This window comes from Dysosmobacter sp. (assembly GCF_052306735.1).
Taxonomy (GTDB): domain Bacteria; phylum Bacillota; class Clostridia; order Oscillospirales; family Oscillospiraceae; genus Oscillibacter.
On record NZ_DAWBAJ010000003.1, the window covers coordinates 50,308 to 66,399 of the forward strand.

Here is a 16,092-nt window from a genome sequence, read left to right on the forward strand (position 1 = left end):
TTCAAAGACTTCACAGGGCCCGGCCCAGCAGGGCCGCGCCGATGATACCGGCGTCGTTGCCCAGCTCCGCCGGAACGATGCGGGGCTGGCGGCCGGTGTGGCGGGCGTAGCACTCCCGTGCCACGGTCTCCCGCAGAGGATGGAGCAGCAGCGCCTCCGGCGCGGCGGCCACACCGCCGCCGATGGCAACCACCTCCGGCGAGAGGATGTTCACCAGGTTGGTGACGCCCTCCGCCAGGTAAGAAACATAGCTGCGGCACACGGCCAGGGCTGTCTCGTCCCCATCCCCGGCCGCCTGGAAGGCCGTCCGGCCCTCCACACCGCCCTCCGCCGCCAGGGCGTGGAGGGCGCTCTCCGGATGGGCAGCCATGGCCTCCTTCGTCATGCGGATGAGGCCTGTGGCGGAGGCATAGGCCTCCCAGCAGCCCCGGCGCCCGCAGTTGCAGGGGGCGCCGTCCTTCTCCACCACCATGTGGCCCACTTCGCCGCCGGCGCCCTGTCCGGCGTAGAGACGGCCTCCCAGAATGAGACCGCCGCCGATGCCGGTGCCCAACGTCAGCACCAGGAAATCCCGGGTGCCCCGTCCGGCGCCGCAGACCCACTCGCCCACGGCGGCGCAGTCGGCGTCGTTGCCCAGCAGCACCGGAAGATCCAGATGCTGCCGGAACAGCGCCTCAATGGGCACGTGCTCCATGGGGATGTTGGCGGTGTAGAGGATCACCCCATCCGCCACCGCGCCGGGGATTCCGATCCCCACATAGGAGACCTCCTCCCGGGCTGCACCGCCCTTTTTCATGACAGCGGCAGCCAGCTCCGCCAGCTTTTGTGCAAAGCCCTCCGCACCGGGGAACGTCCCCAGGGGCGTTTTCTCCGTTACCAGAATATGACCCGCTTCGTCCACCAGCCCGGCTTTCAGGTTGGTGCCGCCCACATCGATTCCAATGTACATGTGATCCCTCCACGCGCCCTTGGGCGCAGTATGATAAGTCTTTTCCGCGCCTCAGCTCTTGCCCTCGGCCCGCAGATCCACCCGCCGGGCCAGCTCCTGGGCGGCGTTGTAGCCGAACTTGCGGTGGCGGTTGTTCATGGCCGCCACCTCCACGATGCTGGCCAGGTTCCGTCCGGGCCGGACGGGAATGGTAACGCAGGGCACCTGGACTCCCAGGATCTCGGTAAAGTGGTCCTCGATGCCCAGGCGATCGTAGAACTTGGTGTTGTCCCACTGCTCAAACTCCACCACCAGGTCCAGCTGGGATTCCGTCTTCACCGCCTGCATGCCGAAGAGCTGGCGCACATCGATGACGCCGATGCCCCGCAGCTCGATGTAGTGGCGGATCACCTCGGGAGCGGTGCCCATGAGCTGGTTGGAGATCCGCCGCAGCTCAACGGCGTCGTCCGCCACCAGGCGGTGGCCCCGCATAATGAGCTCAATGGCGGACTCGCTCTTGCCGATGCCGGAGTCGCCGGTGATCATGACGCCCTCACCGGCGATGTCCAGCAGCACGCCGTGGCGGGTGACGCAGGGGGCCAAAACCCGGTTGAGGGCCTCGATGGTACGGCTGGTGAAGTCCACGGTGGTCTCCTCCGTGCGCAGCAGGGTCTTCTCATGCTGCACGGCGCTCTCCAGGCACTCCGGGAAGCAGTCCAGGCCCCGGGCGATCACCAGGGCCGGGATATCGTAGAGGAACAGGTCGTCAAAGCACTTGCGCCGCTCCTCATCCGTCAGGCCCTTCAAATAGGTGACCTCCGCCTTGCCGATGACCTGCAGGCGGCGGGGATCGAAATAGTCATAAAAGCTGTGGAACTGCAGTCCCGGGCGGTTGACGTCCGTGATGCTCAGGATGGCAGTATCGTAGTCACTGCCCCGGTTGAGCACCTCCAGATTGAAAAGCGCCACCAGCTCTGTGATCTTCATGCCTGTCTCGCTCATAGGGTTCCTTTCCTTTCCGCCCGACAGCCACCGGCCGCCGGGCACTTCCTGATGCACCGAAGGGGCGCACACCCGGCTGGGCGGTCAAAAAATCCCCCTCGGAAAACTTGGTTTCAGCTTGGTTTCATTATATATGATTTCCCATGCTTTCGCAACACTTTCACCCTCCGGGGGGCCGGCGCAAATTCCTGCAAATTTTTTGAAAATTCTTCTTGCATTTTCATTTCATTTCTGTTATTATATCAGCTGTGCCTATGAAAACGGCGCGAAAGTACGCAACAGCAAGGAGGTGCAACGGATGGCAAAGTGCGAGTTCTGCGACAAGGGCGTGACCTTTGGAATCAAAGTCTCCCACTCTCACCGGCGTTCCAATCGTTCCTGGAAGCCCAATGTGAAGCGTGTGAAGGCGATCGTTGACGGGTCCCCCCGCCATGTGTATGTTTGTACCCGGTGTATGCGTTCCGGTAAGGTCACCAGAGCGGTCTGACTTGGACAAACAAGATCCCGGACTTTGGTCCGGGATCTTTTCTTTTACTCTCCCCCACCATACTCTGCCCTTGATTGGAGGTCAATGCCATGGATCATTTCTGCCCCTGCCGCAACACCGCCTGCCGGTGCCACCCCGCCAACCACGACCAGGGTTGCTCCTTGTGCATTGAAAAGGAACTGCGCAAGCACGAGATCCCCAGCTGCTTTTTCGACCTGGTGATTGGGCCCGGCGAGACGGTGGAGGACTGCTCCATGGAGGCCTTCGCCCGCCGGGTGCTGGAGCGGGAAACGGCGAAAGACAACTGAACACGGCGCGAAAAAAGAGCGGGGGCACTCCCCCGCTCTTTTGCTGTATCTGATGGCCGCTTACAGCCAGCAGCGCTCCAGCAGCTCGTCCTTCTTGGCCCGGCCCATGAGCTCGGAGACCACGTCCCGCACGGCTTTGCCCTGATAGAGGACCTCGTAGACGCTCTGGCTGATGGGCATTTCCACGCCCTCCCGGGCGCTGAGCTGATGGATGCTCTCAGCGGCGTAGTACCCCTCCACCACGGCGCCCACTTCCTCCATGGCCTTCTGGACAGTCTTGCCCTGGCCGATGAGGATGCCTGCCCGGTTGTTGCGGGAGTGCATGGAAGTGCAGGTGACGATGAGGTCGCCCATCCCTGCCAGGCCCCCGAAGGTCAGCCGGGTACCCCCCAGCTTCTCCCCCAGGCGGGTGATCTCCGCCATGGCCCGGGTCATCAGCAGCGCCTTGGTGTTGTCCTGGTACCCCAGGCCCGTAATGACGCCGCAGGCCAGGGCCACCACATTTTTCAGCGCCGCCGCCAGCTCCACGCCGATGATGTCATAGCTGGTGTAGATGCGGAAGTACTGGTTCATAAAGGCGTCCTGGACAAAGCGGGCCGCGTCCCGGTCCGCGCAGGCGGAGACGCACCCGGTAGGCATCCGAATGCCTACTTCCTCTGCGTGAGAAGGGCCGGAAAGGGCAACCACTTGACAGATATTACGGGTTTCCTGGCGCAGCACCTGGCTCAAGCGCAGGTTGGTGTCCCGCTCGATGCCCTTGGAGACAGACACCAGCACCGTCTTTTCCGTCAGGTACGGGGCGATCTTGCGGCCGGTCTCCCGGACGGCGAAAGAGGGCGCCGCGCTGACCACCAGATCCGCCCCCCGCAGGCACTCCAGATCCCCGGTGATGTGCAGGGCATCCGGCAGATGCACCCCCTTGAGCAGGGGGTTCTCCCGGGTCCGCTCCATCTCCGCCGCCTTGGCGGGATTGTGGGACCAGAGGGTCACATCATGCCCGTTGTCACACAGGACGATGCTCAACGCCGTGCCCCAGCCGCCGCTGCCCACTACTACCGCTTTCATGGCTGTCCCTCCTTTTTATGATGGAAGCTGAATTTATTCTCATTGCCGTGAATGAGGCGCTGGATATTCCCCCGGTGCTGCCAGACCACCAGGCCGCCGATGATGAAGGCCAGCACCACGATCACCAGATCGGGATAGCAGTACCAGGAGATGAAGGGGAAGCTCCCCCCCGCCCACACGGATCCCAGGGAGACATACTTCGTCACGATGGCCAGGATCAAAAAGCCGCCCCACACCACCACCGCGATGCGCCAGTCCAGCATGATGGCGATGGTGCCGCCGGAGAGGATGCCCTTGCCGCCCTTGAACTTGAACATGCAGGGGAACATGTGGCCCAGCAGGCAAAAGAGGGCTGCCCAGTATTTAAACAGAACCACATAAAAGACAGCTGCCTGCATATCCGGTGTCACGCCCGGACTGATGTGCTCAATAAATCCGAAGCCCACCTTCGCAGCAATCAAAATGGCAACCACCGCTTTCAGCACATCACACAAAATGACCACCAGCGTCAGCGGCCCTCCAAACGTACGGTAAAAATTGGTCAATCCTGCGTTGCCGCTGCCGTGGTTGCGGACATCGTCCCGCAGAATATATTTGGAAATGATCACCGCGCCATTGAAACAGCCGCAAAAATAAGCGAAGGCAGCCACCAGCCACAGTTCCACCCGGGTAACGAGAAACCACACCTCTGCGCCCATACTCACTCCTCCTTGTCGCCCTTCTGGCGGATGGAGAGGATCACCGGGGTGCCCTCCAGGCCGAAGGTATTGCGGATGCAGTTTTCCAGGTACCGCTGGTAGGAGAAATGGAAAAGGCGCGCGTCGTTGCAGAAGACCACAAAGTGGGGCGGACGGATGCCCACCTGGGTCATGTAGTAGATCTTCAGCCGGCGGCCCTTGTCCGTGGGGGGCTGCACCCGGGTCTGGGCATCCGCCAGGACGTTGTTGAGCATGCCGGTGGTGATGCGGGTGGAGGCCTGGTTGGAGACATAGGTGATGAGCTCGAAGAGCCGGTCCACCCGCTGCCCCGTCTTGGCGGAGATAAAGAGGATGGGGGCGTAGGACATGAAGGCCAGGCCCTGGCGGACCTCCTCCCGCATGCGGTCCATGGTCTTGCCGTCCTTCTCGATGAGATCCCACTTGTTCACCACGATGATGCTGGCCTTGCCCGCCTCGTGGGCCAGGCCCGCCACCTTGGTGTCCTGCTCGGTGACGCCCTCGGTGGCGTCGATCATGATGAGGCACACGTCGCTGCGCTCGATGGCCATGGTAGCCCGGAGGACGGAGTATTTCTCCACGCTCTCCTCCACCTTGGACTTGCGGCGGATGCCCGCGGTGTCGATGAAGACGAAGCTGCCCTGGGCGTTGGTGAAGCGGGAGTCGATGGCGTCCCGGGTGGTGCCCGCCACATTGGAGACGATGACCCGCTCCTCCCCCAGGATCTTGTTGACCAGGGAGGACTTGCCGGCGTTGGGCTTGCCGATGACGGCGACTTTGATGGCGTCGTCGTCCTCTTCCTCCTCATCCTCCGGCGGGAAATACTGCACGCAGGCGTCCAGCAGGTCGCCGGTGCCGTGGCCGTGGACGGCGGAGACGGCGATGGGATCTCCCAGGCCCAGGTTGTAGAACTCGTAGTAATCCGGGTCGGGGACTCCGGTGGAGTCCATCTTGTTGACCGCCAGGACGATGGGCTTGCCGCTGCGCAGCAGCATGGCCGCCACCTCCTGGTCGGAGGCGGTAAGGCCGGTCTTGATATCCGTCAGGAAGATGATGACGTTGGCGTTGTCAATGGCGATCTGGGCCTGATCCCGCATAAAGGCCAAGATCTCATTATCCGTGCGGGGCTCGATGCCGCCGGTGTCGATGAGGGTAAAGGACCGGCCGTTCCAGTCCGTCTCCCCGTAGATGCGGTCCCGGGTGACGCCGGGGGTATCCTCCACGATGGAAAGGCGCTTGCCGATGAGCTTGTTGAAGAGCATGGACTTGCCCACATTGGGGCGGCCCACGATGGCCACGATGGGCTTGGACATGATGGTTTCCTCCTGCAAAGCGGTGCTCCTCCCGAGGCGCGGGAAAAGCCGCCGTCCGCCGGGGGGACGGGACGGCGCCGCTGGATTGATGCACGCTGCCGCGGCTGTCCGCGGCCATACACTTGTATTATACCCATTCAAGGAGCCCCGCGCAATATGGCGGAGCGTAAAAAAACAAGGAGGGAAGCACTCCGACTTCCCTCCCCGCGCTTACTTGCAGCTCTTATTTCGCCACGACGGACTTGACAACCTTGACCTGATGGCCGTTGTAAGTACCGCACTCCGGGCACATTCTGTGAGGCAGGTGCAGCGCACCGCATTTCGGGCATGCGACGAGACCGGGCACGTCCAGCTTCCAGTGGGAGCTGCGGCGCTTGTCGCGTCTTGCTTTGGATACTTTTCCCTTAGGTACTGCCATGATGACACCTCCTTGATCTTTCAAAGGCGCGGCGTGAGCCTGCCTTATTCTTTCTTATCATTCTCCAAAAGCTTGGCCAGGACTGCCAGCCGGGGATCCACTTCCTTTTGGCAGGAACAGGGGCCGAGGTTCAGGTCGGCACCACACCGGGGGCAGAGTCCTTTACAATCTTCTGAACACAAAGTTTTGCTGTCCATGCCGAGAATGAAAGCCGTGCGGGCCAGATCGCCCACGTCCGCCTGTCCGTCCTCCAGCAGGACGATTTCGTCATTGTCCTCGTTTTGGAGCTCCTCCGCCAGCAGGCACTGGTAGGTGACCTCCTTTTCCTGGGGAAAGGCCTTGCCGCACCGGTCGCACACAGCGTCCAGCGTGGTGCGGGCCGTCAGCTCCAGCTCCAGCACATCGGCGGTGTTGCGCACCTGGCCGGTGACCTCCACAGGCTGCGTCACCGGATACCGTCCGGCAAACTCCAGGTCTGAAAGATCCATGGAAAACTGGAAATCCATGCGTTTTCCAGGGGTGTGCAGAATGGGTTTTACATTCAACAGCATAGTCTACCTCGCAATGACACGATCAGTATTATAAGGGATGGAACCGCTGATGTCAAACAATTTTTTCAAATTTCCGGAATTTTTTTGTTTTCTCCCCATCACTGATCCCGGTCCGGGTCCATATGGCGGTTATTGAGGTCGATGCCCATGATGGCGTTGCGGAACCCCTTCTTCAAAACCGCGTAGGTGGTGATGCGGTAAGCGTCCTTGGGCCAGCGCTCCCCCCACCGCGCGCAAAGGATCCGGGCAAACTCCCCGCATCCCGCCTCCTCCCGGTCCAGCAGCATGGGCGAGAGGAAGCTCACCAGCACCTGCTTGTGGTTGACCCGCACCGCCGAGCGGTTCCAGAAGTGCTGATGGCGCCAGCGCTCCTCTACGGCGTCCAGAATGGCGTCCGCCAGAGCCGTCAGGTCCTCTCCGGCCTCCGCCACCGCCTGGTCATAGGCCGGGCCGAAGCGCTCGCAGAAGGCCCGGAAGCCCTTTTCATACTCCCGGCGGGTAAAGCGGTCCAGCCAGCTCTTAGCCTCGTCCAACGGGACGCAGAGTGCATCGATGTTCACGGCTTGTCCTCCTCTTCCGGCTCTTCTGCGCAGGCCGCCTCCGGCTCCGGGGCATCGTCACCGCCGTCCTCCTCATCCTCCAGGTTCCAGGTGTCGGGGTCATCCTTGTGGGCCAGGCTGTAACGGTAGGCCCGCCACTCCCGCCAGAGCAGAAAAACGCCGGCAACGGTGAACACCACCAAGCCCCCGATGTTCAATGCGGGATTGTCGGTCTCCCCGGAGAAGAGGCGCCGCCCCAGCTGCACCGCCACATATAATAAATAGCAAGCGGCCAGGACCCAGATATAATTGACACTGCCCCGGCGCTTTTTTTCAGAAGTCTGCTTCATAGCTGTCATTCTCCTGTTTCGTTAGGATTCCCCGATCCGGCGGACTTTACAACCGGGCCGCAAACGGGTATGATAAGGAAAAAATCTGACTTTTACCAATGGAGGACGCCATGCGGGAGATCACCATCGGAAAGAACGACGCCGGACAGCGGCTGGACCGCTTCGTGGCCAAGAACCTGCCCCTGCTGCCCCCTGCCCTGCTGCAAAAGTACATCCGCCTCAAGCGCATCAAGGTCAACGGCAAGGGCTCCAAGCGGGACACACGGCTTTTGCCCGGCGATACCTTACAATTATATATCAACGATGAGTTCTTTGACAAGCCCTCTGAGGAAAACATGTTCCTGACGGTGTTCCAGCCCCGGCTGAACATCGTCTACGAGGACGAGAACCTCCTGCTGGCAGACAAGCGCCCCGGCATGGTGGTCCACGCCGACGAGACGGAAAAGGTCAACACCCTCATCAACCACATCCAGGCCTACCTCTATCAGAAAAAGGAATGGAACCCCCGGTGGGAGAACGCCTTTGCCCCGGCTCTTTGCAACCGCATCGACCGCAACACCGGCGGCATCGTCATCGCCGCCAAGAACGCCGAGGCCCTGCGGATCCTCAACGAAAAGATCCGGGACCACGAGCTGGAGAAGTCCTACCTGTGCGTCACCGTGGGCCGCCCGGCCCCGGCGGAGGGGAAGATCGAGGGCTTTCTCCGCAAGGACGAGAGTAAAAACCAGGTGACCTTCCACCGCCGCCCGGTGCCCGGAGGCAAGACCGCTGTGACGCTGTATAAAACCCTGGAGACCCGGGGAAAGCTCTCCTTGGTGGAGTGCCGCCTGCTGACGGGCCGGACCCACCAGATCCGGGTGTCCATGGCCCAGATCGGCTGTCCCCTGCTGGGGGACGGCAAATACGGCCGTGGGGACGTGAACCGCAGCTACGGCGAGACCCGCCAGGCCCTCTACTCCTATAAGCTCACCTTCGCCCTGCCCACCGACGCGGGGATCCTCAACTACCTGCGTGGCAGGACCTTCACGGTGGAGAACGTCCCCTTCCGGGACAAGTATTTTCCCCCCCGTTGAACCCTTAGGAAAAATGTATGGGAAATCCCTGTGAAATCAGGGATTTCCCTTGACTTTTCCTGCTCTATCCGATATCATTCTTTATTGCTGAATTTCGACGAGAAAGGTTCCCCCTCAACAGAGAAAAGAGGCGTTCGTTTTCTAAAAAATATTATGACGAAATGGGGGAGGATACATGGCCAAGGAGTTGATTCGCCTGCGGAACCTCTGCATGGCGTTTGACGACGAGCCCGTACTCGACAATCTGAATCTTTATATCAATGACAAGGAATTCCTCACACTGCTTGGACCCAGTGGGTGCGGTAAAACCACCACACTGCGTATTATCGGCGGCTTCACGACACCTACGTCGGGAGACGTCCTGTTCGACGGTGTGAGGATTAATGACGTTCCGCCCTATAAGCGCCAGATCAACACGGTGTTCCAGAAGTACGCCCTGTTCCCTCACCTGAACGTCTTTGAGAACGTGGCCTTCGGCCTGCGGCTCAAGAAGGTGCCGGAAGCGGAGATCCGGGAGCGGGTCATGGAGATGCTGGAGGTGGTGAGCCTCAAGGGCTTTGAAAACCGCAAGCCCGACGCCCTCTCCGGCGGCCAGCAGCAGCGGGTGGCCATCGCCCGGGCCCTGGTGAACCGGCCCAAGGTGCTGCTTCTGGACGAGCCTTTGGGCGCGCTGGACCTGAAGCTGCGCAAGGACATGCAGATGGAGCTCAAGCGGATCCAGCAGCAGGTGGGCATCACCTTTATCTACGTCACCCACGACCAGGAGGAGGCCCTCACCATGTCCGACACCATCGTGGTGATGGACAAGGGCTCCATCCAGCAGATCGGCACCCCCGAGGACATCTACAACGAGCCCAAGAACGCCTTTGTGGCGGACTTCATCGGCGAGTCCAACATCATCGACGGCGTCATGGTCCGGGACAAGGTGGTGAAGATGTACGGCCGGGAGTTCCCCTGCCTGGACGGCGGCTTTGGTGAAAACGAGCCCGTGGACGTGGTCATCCGCCCCGAGGACATCGACATCGTCCCCGTGGAGCAGGGCCAGCTGGTGGGCACCGTCACCGGCGTCACCTTCAAGGGCATGCAGTACGACATCATCGTGGACTTCCGGGGCTTCAAGTGGCTGATCCAGACCACGGACCACTCCCCTGTGGGCGCCCGCATCGGCGTGAAGATCGACCCCGACGGGTTCCACATCATGAAAAAGAGCCAGTATTCCGGCATGTTCGGCGACTACAGCTCCTATTCCGACGAGTACGACGAGCTCTCCGACGTGGAGGCCCTGGACGAGGAAGAAGACCAGGAGCTGCGGGAGGAAGGCTATGAGGAGTAAGGGCGTCGCCATCCCCTATGTGGTGTGGATGGCCATTTTCGTGGTGGCGCCGCTGATCCTGGTGGTGGTGTACGCCGTCACCACCCGGGATGGCAGCTTCACGCTGGAGAACTTCTCCTCCATGCTGCAGTACGCCCCGGTGTTCGGCCGGTCTTTCCTGCTGGCCTTCATCGCCACGGTGGTGTGCATCCTCCTGGGCTATCCCATGGCCTATATCCTGGCCCGGGAGCGGGGCCGCCTGCGGGGCATGGCCACCATGCTCATCATGCTGCCCATGTGGATGAACTTTTTGCTGCGCACTTACTCCTGGGTATTCCTGCTGGAGCGCAACGGCTTTTTCAATACCCTGCTGGAGACCATCGGCCTTCCCAAGCTGGACATCATCGACACCCCCGGCGCCGTGGTGCTGGGCATGGTGTATAATTTCCTGCCCTTTATGGTGCTGCCTATCTTCTCCGTCATCGAGAAGCTGGACCACCGGCTCATTGAGGCCGCCCAGGATCTGGGAGCCAACTCCACCCAGGTGTTCCGCCGGGTGATCTTCCCGCTGTCCCTGCCCGGCGTCCTCTCCGGCGTCACCATGGTGTTCATCCCGTCGGTGTCCACCTTCGTCATCTCCCGCCTCTTAGGCGGCGGCAAGAGCCTTCTTTTGGGCGACCTCATTGAGATGCAGTTCCTGGGCAGCGCCTACAACCCCCATCTGGGCTCCGCCATCTCCCTGGTGATGATGGTCATTGTCCTGGTGAGCATGGGGATCATGAACCGCTTCGGCGAGGGTGAAGGGGAGGCGGTGGTCCTGTGAAAAAGAACGGAATCCTCTCCAGGCTGTTCCTGGTCATCATGTTCCTCTTCCTCTACGCCCCCATCTTCGTGCTCATCGTCTTTTCCTTCAACGACTCCAAGTCCAACGCCGTGTGGGGCGGCTTCACCCTGGACTGGTACGCCCAGCTGCTGGAAAACCGCACCGTGCTGGACGCCCTCCAGACCACGCTGCTGGTATCCATCCTGGCCACCGTCATCGCCACCATCGCCGGCACCGCCGCGGCCATCGGCTTTTCCTCCATGCGCCGCCGGGCCCGCACCGTGTGCCTGACGGTCAACAACATCCCCCTGACCAACGCGGACATCATCACCGGCGTCTCCATGATGCTGCTCTTCGTCTTTGCCGGTCAGGTCCTGGCGGACCTCTCCTCCTGGCTCAACGGCCTTTCCTGGGTGGAGAGCGCCAATCTGTGGTTTGACTTCGGGTTCAATCTGGGCTTTGTGACACTGCTCATTGCCCACATCACCTTTGATATCCCCTATGTGATTCTCTCCGTGCTGCCCAAGATCCGCCAGCTGGATCCCAACCTGGCGGAGGCGGCCCTGGACCTGGGCGCTACGCCCATGACGGCCTTCCGCAAGGTGGTGCTGCCGGAGCTGATGCCCGGCATCATCAACGGCGCCCTCATCGCCTTCACCATGTCCATCGATGACTTCGTCATCAGCTACTTCACTGCCGGCAGCCAGGTCTCCACCCTCTCCATGGTGGTCTACTCCATGGTGCGCCGCCGGGTGAGCCCGGAGATCAACGCCCTGTCCACCCTGATGTTCGTGGCGGTGCTGGCTCTGCTCATCATCATCAACCTGCGCCAGGCCCGGCAGGAAGCCGCCCGGGCCCGGGACCGCCGCGCCGCGGGCCGGTCCTGAATTTCTGGTTGCCCGATCCCCCTCCGGGATCTGGTGATACAGGCGGCAGCGCGGTATGCCGCGTCGCCGCCGCAAGTTCCAAAAACCGAAAGGAGACAAAGAAAGAAATTGAAAAAGACTCTGGCACTCATCTTGGGCCTGACCCTCGCGGCCGGGCTGCTGTCCGGGTGCGTCGGCACCCGGGAGACCACTACCGACACCGAGGGCGATTCCTCTGCGGAGACCTCCGGCGGCGTGGTCAACGTGTACAACTGGGGCGAGTATATCGACGAGTCCGTCCTCACCGACTTTGAAGAGGCCACCGGCATCAAGGTCAACTACCAGATGTACGACAGCAACGAGACCATGTACTCCAAAGTCGCCGCGGGCGGAGCCGAATACGACGTGGTGATCCCCTCCGACTATATGATCGCCCGGATGATCGAGGAGGACATGCTGGAGCCCCTGAACTTCGATAACATCCCCAACGCCTCCGACATCGACCCGGAGCTGCTCAACCCCGCCTACGACCCGGAGAACCAGTACTCCGTGCCCTACATGTGGGGATTGCTGGGCGTCATCTACAACAAGACCATGGTGGATGAGGCGGACCTCGGCAGCTGGGACCTCATGTGGAACGAGAAGTATGCCGACGACATTTTGATGTTCGACAACTCCCGGGACGCCATCGGCATCGGCCTCAAGATGCTGGGCTACTCCTACAACACCACGGATGAGGCCCAGATCAAGGAGGCCGTGGACCTGCTCATTGAGCAGAAGCCCCTGGTCCAGGCCTACGTCATGGACGAGGTCTTCGGCAAGATGGAGGGCGGCAACGCCGCCGTGGGCACCTACTACTACGGCGACTATCTGACCATGGTGGAGAACAACCCCGACCTGGGCTTCTACATCCCCGAGGAGGGCACCAACGTCTATGTGGACGCCATGTGCATCCTCAAGGGCGCCAAGAACAAGGAGAATGCCGAGGCCTTCATCAACTACATGTGCTCCACCGAGGCCGGCCTCAAGAACTGCGAGGAGATCTGGTACTCTACCCCCCTCATGAGCGTCCGGGAGGAGCTGGACCCCGAAGTCTCCGGCGACGTGTACGCCTATCCCGACGAGACCGTCATGGCCAAGTGCGAGAGCTACGCGGGATTGCCCCAGAACATTCTGGACCTGTACGACAGTGAGTGGACCCGGCTCAAGTCCGCCACCTGATTTTCCCAAGCCCTGATACGGGAGGGGTCCGCCGGGAGCCCGGCGGGCCTCTCCCCTGTTTTTGAAGGAGGTACTCTTATGATCGTCATCGGAACCAAATGCCAGCTGCACCTGACCGTCACGGAAGCGCTCACCGCCTCCGCCGTGGGCTCCGGCGCCCTGCCGGTGTTCGGCACGCCCTTCATGTGCGGACTGATGGAAAACGCAGCAATGACCGCCATGCAGTCCTTCCTGGAGGAGGGCCAGGGCAGCGTGGGCACCCACCTGGACATCAGCCACGACGCCCCCACCCCCATCGGCATGGAGGTCTGGGCCGAGGCGGAGATCACCGCCGTGTCCGAAAACGGCAAGATGGTGGATTTCGCCGTGAAGGCCTGGGACGAAAAGGGCCCCATCGGCTCCGGCACCCACACCCGGGCCATCATCAAAAACGAGAAGTTCCTGGCAAAGTGCAACGCCAAGCTGGAGGGCTGAGTGCCTGACGGCGGCAGAAAAGCGGCATCCCGGCCCCATGGGCCCGGGGTGCCGCTTTTTGTACAGGGTCTCTCCCCTCCCCTGGCGTTTTTTGGGCTCTCCGACAGTTGACGCAGTCTTTTGCAGGATGCTATAATCTTCCTTGCAATGCAGTGATTTAGCTCGGCAAATCGTCAGGCTGAACACGGTAAGTTTAGGAGGGACACTATGTTACTGCAGATCATCTCGACGATCTCCGATTTTCTCTGGGGAACGCCTATGACTGTGGCCCTGGTGGGAACAGGGCTGTACCTGGGGATCCGGTTCGGATTCCGCTATAACTTCCGCAAAATCGGCTTCAACTTCCGCAACACCTTCGGCAAAATGTTCAAAAAGGGCGAGGGCACCGGCACCGTCTCCGGCTTCGCCGCCGCCTGCACCGCCATGGCCAACACCATCGGCGTGGGCAACATCGGCGGCGTGGCCACCGCCATCGTCTCCGGCGGCCCCGGCGCCGTGTTCTGGATGTGGGTGTCCGGCCTTCTGGGCATGTCCACCAAGGCCTGCGAGATCATCCTGGGCCAGCGCTACCGGGTCAAGTACAGCGAGTCCATGGACGAGTACATGTGCGACCGCTCCTTCGTGATGAAAAACGCCCTGGGCTGGAAGAAGGGCGCCGTGGTGCTGGCGGTGGCCTGCTTCGTGCTGGGCCCCTGGACCTGCTGCGTGCAGACGGAGTCCGTCACCAGCTCGCTGCAGGAGGGCTTCGGCATCGATCCCCTGATCTCCGTCATCGTGCTGGGCGTCACCTGCTTTTTGACCATCGCCGGCGGCCTCAAGCGCATCTCCTCCATCATGGAGCGGGTGGTGCCCATCATGGCATTGTTCTATGTGCTGGGCGGCCTGGGCATCCTCATCATGAACTGGTCGGAAGTACCCGCCGCCTTCGGCCTCATCTTCAAGAGCGCCTTCACCCCCATGGCCGGCGTAGGCGGCTTCGCTGGTGCCACCGTCCGGGACGCCATCCGCTACGGCATCGCCCGGGGCCTGTACTCCAACGACGCCGGCACCGGCTACGGCATCATCGCCCACGCCTCCGCCAAGACGGACCACCCTGTCCGCCAGGCCTCCTGGGGCTGGGGCGAGGTGTTCCTGGACACCATCGTGGTCTGCTCCGTGACGGCCCTTTCCCTGATCATCACCAACGCCTACATCGACTACCCCGACGTGGACAGCGCCCAGCTGACCACCGTGGCCTTCAAGGTGGCCTACGGCGACTTCGGCGGCTGGTTTATGGCCATCGCCATTGCCATCTTCGCCTGGACCACCATCATCGGCATGTATTACAGCTGCGAGAAATCCGTCAACTACGCCTTCGGCGACACCAAGGCCAACCGCCGGGCCACCTGGGTGTATATGGTCTACTACATGCTCCCCTGCGTCCTCTTCTACAACATCGAGGCGGACACCCTCTGGGCCATGACGGACCTGCTCTCCGCCATCTATGTCATCATCACCCTGCTCTTCATCTACTCCAAGCAGCGGGAGATCTTCCGCCTGTTCCACGACTTCTGGGACCGCTTCGTGCCGGCCCAGGAGCGGGGCGAGAACCCCGAGCCCGTGGTCTACGGCACGGTGGATGAAAAGGCGAAAGGAGAATTCTAAATGCGCATTTCCCTGGAAGAGACACTGGCAAAGACCAAGATCATGGTCATCGATGGGTCCATGTCCACCGCTCTGGAGGCTCTGGGCTGTGACCTCAACGACTCCCTCTGGACCGCCAAGGCCCTGGCGGAGCAGCCGGAGCTGATCCGTCAGGTACATCTGGGCTACTTCCGGGCAGGGGCCGACTGCGGCATCACCGCCAGCTATCAGGCCACCATCCCCGGCCTCACCGCCAAGGGCTACTCCCGGCAGGAGGCGGAGGATTGCATCGCCCGGTCCGTGGAGCTGTTCCGGGAGGCCCGGGAGAGCTGGTGGGCCCAGGAGGGCCGGGAGAGCGGACGCTGTCTGCCCCTGTGCCTGGGGGCCGTGGGGCCCTACGGAGCGTACCTGGCCGACGGGTCTGAGTACCGGGGCAATTACGGCGTCAGTGACGACGTTCTCCGAGACTTCCACCGCCGCCGCATGGAGATCCTCTGGGAGGCCGGGTCCGACCTGCTGCTGCTGGAGACCCAGCCCTCCCTCCACGAGGCCATCATCGAGGCGGAGATCGCCGAGGAGCTGGGGGCCGACTACTGGATCAGCTTCTCCTGCCGGGACGGCAGCCATATCCACGAGGGTGACCGCATCGCCGACTGCGCCGCCGCCCTCTCCCAGGGACACCCCCACCTGCGGATGATCGGCGTCAACTGCACGGCGCCCCAGTTCGTGGAGCACCTCATCGGGGAGCTGAAGCGCTCCACCTCCCTGCCCATTGCGGTGTATCCCAACAGCGGCGAGGAGTACGATCCCGCCACCAAGACCTGGCACGGCAGCCGGGACGGCGTCACCTTCGGGGACTACGCCCACCGGTGGATGCGGGCGGGAGCCAGCGCTGTGGGCGGCTGCTGCCGCACAGTGGATTCCCACATCCGGGAAGTGGCCCGGGCCCGGGAGATCTATTTGAAGCTGGGCCGGTAATACCGGCAGGACACTGCGCAAAAAAGCGGGACGGAAAAATCCGTC

General features: G+C 61.9%; 19 protein-coding genes. 10 read left to right on the forward strand and 9 right to left on the reverse strand.

Going from position 1 to position 16,092, the window contains the following annotated elements:
* Window positions 1–10: 10 nt before the first annotated feature.
* Window positions 11–949, reverse strand: coding sequence for an ROK family protein (locus ACT67G_RS01555; RefSeq protein ID WP_325244957.1), 939 nt, complete (start codon window positions 947–949; stop codon window positions 11–13).
* 51 nt (window positions 950–1,000) lie between these two features.
* The gene (hprK, locus tag ACT67G_RS01560) at window positions 1,001–1,930 is read right to left on the reverse strand and encodes an HPr(Ser) kinase/phosphatase (protein WP_326216031.1); all 930 of its coding nucleotides are present in this window, start codon (window positions 1,928–1,930) and stop codon (window positions 1,001–1,003) included.
* A gap of 298 nt (window positions 1,931–2,228) precedes the next feature.
* Here hprK and rpmB point away from each other — a divergent pair, with 298 nt between their 5' ends.
* Window positions 2,229–2,417 carry a 50S ribosomal protein L28 gene (rpmB, locus tag ACT67G_RS01565; protein WP_325244961.1) on the forward strand — a complete coding sequence of 63 codons (189 nt, stop codon included), beginning with the start codon at window positions 2,229–2,231 and terminating at the stop codon, window positions 2,415–2,417.
* Between the two features lie 89 nt (window positions 2,418–2,506).
* A complete protein-coding gene (locus tag ACT67G_RS01570; protein WP_443662761.1) occupies window positions 2,507–2,725 on the forward strand; it encodes a DUF6485 family protein in 219 nt (72 codons plus the stop codon).
* Window positions 2,726–2,785: 60 nt separating this feature from the next.
* On the opposite strand, the gene ACT67G_RS01575 is transcribed toward ACT67G_RS01570, so the two are convergent.
* The 7 genes from ACT67G_RS01575 to ACT67G_RS01605 all read right to left on the reverse strand — a co-directional run bounded on the left by ACT67G_RS01575 (window position 2,786) and on the right by ACT67G_RS01605 (window position 7,677).
* On the reverse strand, window positions 2,786–3,790 hold the full coding sequence (locus tag ACT67G_RS01575; protein WP_443662762.1) for an NAD(P)H-dependent glycerol-3-phosphate dehydrogenase: 1,005 nt from the start codon (window positions 3,788–3,790) through the stop codon (window positions 2,786–2,788).
* Window positions 3,787–4,488 (reverse strand): glycerol-3-phosphate acyltransferase, encoded by a 702-nt coding sequence (locus ACT67G_RS01580; RefSeq protein WP_443662763.1) that lies wholly within the window; start codon window positions 4,486–4,488, stop codon window positions 3,787–3,789. The genes ACT67G_RS01575 and ACT67G_RS01580 overlap by 4 nt, the downstream gene beginning before the upstream one ends.
* A gap of 2 nt (window positions 4,489–4,490) precedes the next feature.
* On the reverse strand, window positions 4,491–5,819 hold the full coding sequence (gene der / locus ACT67G_RS01585; protein ID WP_326216034.1) for a ribosome biogenesis GTPase Der: 1,329 nt from the start codon (window positions 5,817–5,819) through the stop codon (window positions 4,491–4,493).
* Between the two features lie 223 nt (window positions 5,820–6,042).
* Window positions 6,043–6,237 (reverse strand): 50S ribosomal protein L32, encoded by a 195-nt coding sequence (gene rpmF / locus ACT67G_RS01590; protein ID WP_325244971.1) that lies wholly within the window; start codon window positions 6,235–6,237, stop codon window positions 6,043–6,045.
* A gap of 44 nt (window positions 6,238–6,281) precedes the next feature.
* Window positions 6,282–6,788, reverse strand: a complete 507-nt coding sequence (locus ACT67G_RS01595) for a YceD family protein (protein WP_325244973.1) — start codon at window positions 6,786–6,788, stop codon at window positions 6,282–6,284.
* Window positions 6,789–6,886: 98 nt separating this feature from the next.
* On the reverse strand, window positions 6,887–7,348 hold the full coding sequence (locus ACT67G_RS01600; protein ID WP_325244975.1) for a hypothetical protein: 462 nt from the start codon (window positions 7,346–7,348) through the stop codon (window positions 6,887–6,889).
* On the reverse strand, window positions 7,345–7,677 hold the full coding sequence (locus ACT67G_RS01605) for a hypothetical protein (protein ID WP_443662764.1): 333 nt from the start codon (window positions 7,675–7,677) through the stop codon (window positions 7,345–7,347). The genes ACT67G_RS01600 and ACT67G_RS01605 overlap by 4 nt, the downstream gene beginning before the upstream one ends.
* A 110-nt stretch (window positions 7,678–7,787) precedes the next feature.
* Between ACT67G_RS01605 and ACT67G_RS01610 the strand changes: the two genes are divergently transcribed.
* From ACT67G_RS01610 to mmuM, 8 genes are all read left to right on the forward strand, one after another.
* On the forward strand, window positions 7,788–8,750 hold the full coding sequence (locus ACT67G_RS01610) for an RluA family pseudouridine synthase (RefSeq protein ID WP_443662765.1): 963 nt from the start codon (window positions 7,788–7,790) through the stop codon (window positions 8,748–8,750).
* 175 nt (window positions 8,751–8,925) lie between these two features.
* Complete coding sequence (gene potA / locus ACT67G_RS01615) at window positions 8,926–10,083, forward strand: spermidine/putrescine ABC transporter ATP-binding protein (RefSeq protein WP_325244981.1); 1,158 nt, start codon at window positions 8,926–8,928, stop codon at window positions 10,081–10,083.
* Entirely contained in the window at window positions 10,073–10,885 is an 813-nt protein-coding gene (locus ACT67G_RS01620; protein ID WP_325244983.1) for an ABC transporter permease, read from the forward strand. Before potA ends, ACT67G_RS01620 begins: the two co-directional genes overlap by 11 nt.
* Window positions 10,886–10,923: 38 nt before the next feature.
* Window positions 10,924–11,772, forward strand: coding sequence for an ABC transporter permease (locus ACT67G_RS01625; protein ID WP_443662785.1), 849 nt, complete (start codon window positions 10,924–10,926; stop codon window positions 11,770–11,772).
* 108 nt (window positions 11,773–11,880) lie between these two features.
* A complete protein-coding gene (locus tag ACT67G_RS01630) occupies window positions 11,881–12,972 on the forward strand; it encodes an ABC transporter substrate-binding protein (protein WP_443662766.1) in 1,092 nt (363 codons plus the stop codon).
* Between the two features lie 78 nt (window positions 12,973–13,050).
* Window positions 13,051–13,446 carry a thioesterase family protein gene (locus ACT67G_RS01635; protein ID WP_325244855.1) on the forward strand — a complete coding sequence of 132 codons (396 nt, stop codon included), beginning with the start codon at window positions 13,051–13,053 and terminating at the stop codon, window positions 13,444–13,446.
* Between the two features lie 207 nt (window positions 13,447–13,653).
* Complete coding sequence (locus tag ACT67G_RS01640) at window positions 13,654–15,090, forward strand: alanine/glycine:cation symporter family protein (protein WP_325244857.1); 1,437 nt, start codon at window positions 13,654–13,656, stop codon at window positions 15,088–15,090.
* Window positions 15,091–16,047 carry a homocysteine S-methyltransferase gene (gene mmuM, locus ACT67G_RS01645; RefSeq protein ID WP_443662767.1) on the forward strand — a complete coding sequence of 319 codons (957 nt, stop codon included), beginning with the start codon at window positions 15,091–15,093 and terminating at the stop codon, window positions 16,045–16,047. It begins immediately after the preceding gene.
* Window positions 16,048–16,092: the final 45 nt, after the last annotated feature.

Bases quoted from the DNA above. Each gene is read 5' to 3' on its own strand.
- rpmF (WP_325244971.1), bottom strand. From the start codon at position 6,237: ATGGCAGTACCTAAGGGAAAAGTATCCAAAGCAAGACGCGACAAGCGC.
- ACT67G_RS01555 (WP_325244957.1), bottom strand. From the start codon at position 949: ATGTACATTGGAATCGATGTGGGCGGCACCAACCTGAAAGCCGGGCTG.
- mmuM (WP_443662767.1), top strand. From the start codon at position 15,091: ATGCGCATTTCCCTGGAAGAGACACTGGCAAAGACCAAGATCATGGTC.
- ACT67G_RS01580 (WP_443662763.1), bottom strand. From the start codon at position 4,488: ATGGGCGCAGAGGTGTGGTTTCTCGTTACCCGGGTGGAACTGTGGCTG.
- der (WP_326216034.1), bottom strand. From the start codon at position 5,819: ATGTCCAAGCCCATCGTGGCCATCGTGGGCCGCCCCAATGTGGGCAAG.
- ACT67G_RS01575 (WP_443662762.1), bottom strand. From the start codon at position 3,790: ATGAAAGCGGTAGTAGTGGGCAGCGGCGGCTGGGGCACGGCGTTGAGC.
- ACT67G_RS01625 (WP_443662785.1), top strand. From the start codon at position 10,924: ATGTTCCTCTTCCTCTACGCCCCCATCTTCGTGCTCATCGTCTTTTCC.
- potA (WP_325244981.1), top strand. From the start codon at position 8,926: ATGGCCAAGGAGTTGATTCGCCTGCGGAACCTCTGCATGGCGTTTGAC.
- ACT67G_RS01610 (WP_443662765.1), top strand. From the start codon at position 7,788: ATGCGGGAGATCACCATCGGAAAGAACGACGCCGGACAGCGGCTGGAC.
- ACT67G_RS01595 (WP_325244973.1), bottom strand. From the start codon at position 6,788: ATGCTGTTGAATGTAAAACCCATTCTGCACACCCCTGGAAAACGCATG.
- ACT67G_RS01570 (WP_443662761.1), top strand. From the start codon at position 2,507: ATGGATCATTTCTGCCCCTGCCGCAACACCGCCTGCCGGTGCCACCCC.
- hprK (WP_326216031.1), bottom strand. From the start codon at position 1,930: ATGAGCGAGACAGGCATGAAGATCACAGAGCTGGTGGCGCTTTTCAAT.
- ACT67G_RS01620 (WP_325244983.1), top strand. From the start codon at position 10,073: ATGAGGAGTAAGGGCGTCGCCATCCCCTATGTGGTGTGGATGGCCATT.
- ACT67G_RS01640 (WP_325244857.1), top strand. From the start codon at position 13,654: ATGTTACTGCAGATCATCTCGACGATCTCCGATTTTCTCTGGGGAACG.
- ACT67G_RS01635 (WP_325244855.1), top strand. From the start codon at position 13,051: ATGATCGTCATCGGAACCAAATGCCAGCTGCACCTGACCGTCACGGAA.
- rpmB (WP_325244961.1), top strand. From the start codon at position 2,229: ATGGCAAAGTGCGAGTTCTGCGACAAGGGCGTGACCTTTGGAATCAAA.
- ACT67G_RS01605 (WP_443662764.1), bottom strand. From the start codon at position 7,677: ATGAAGCAGACTTCTGAAAAAAAGCGCCGGGGCAGTGTCAATTATATC.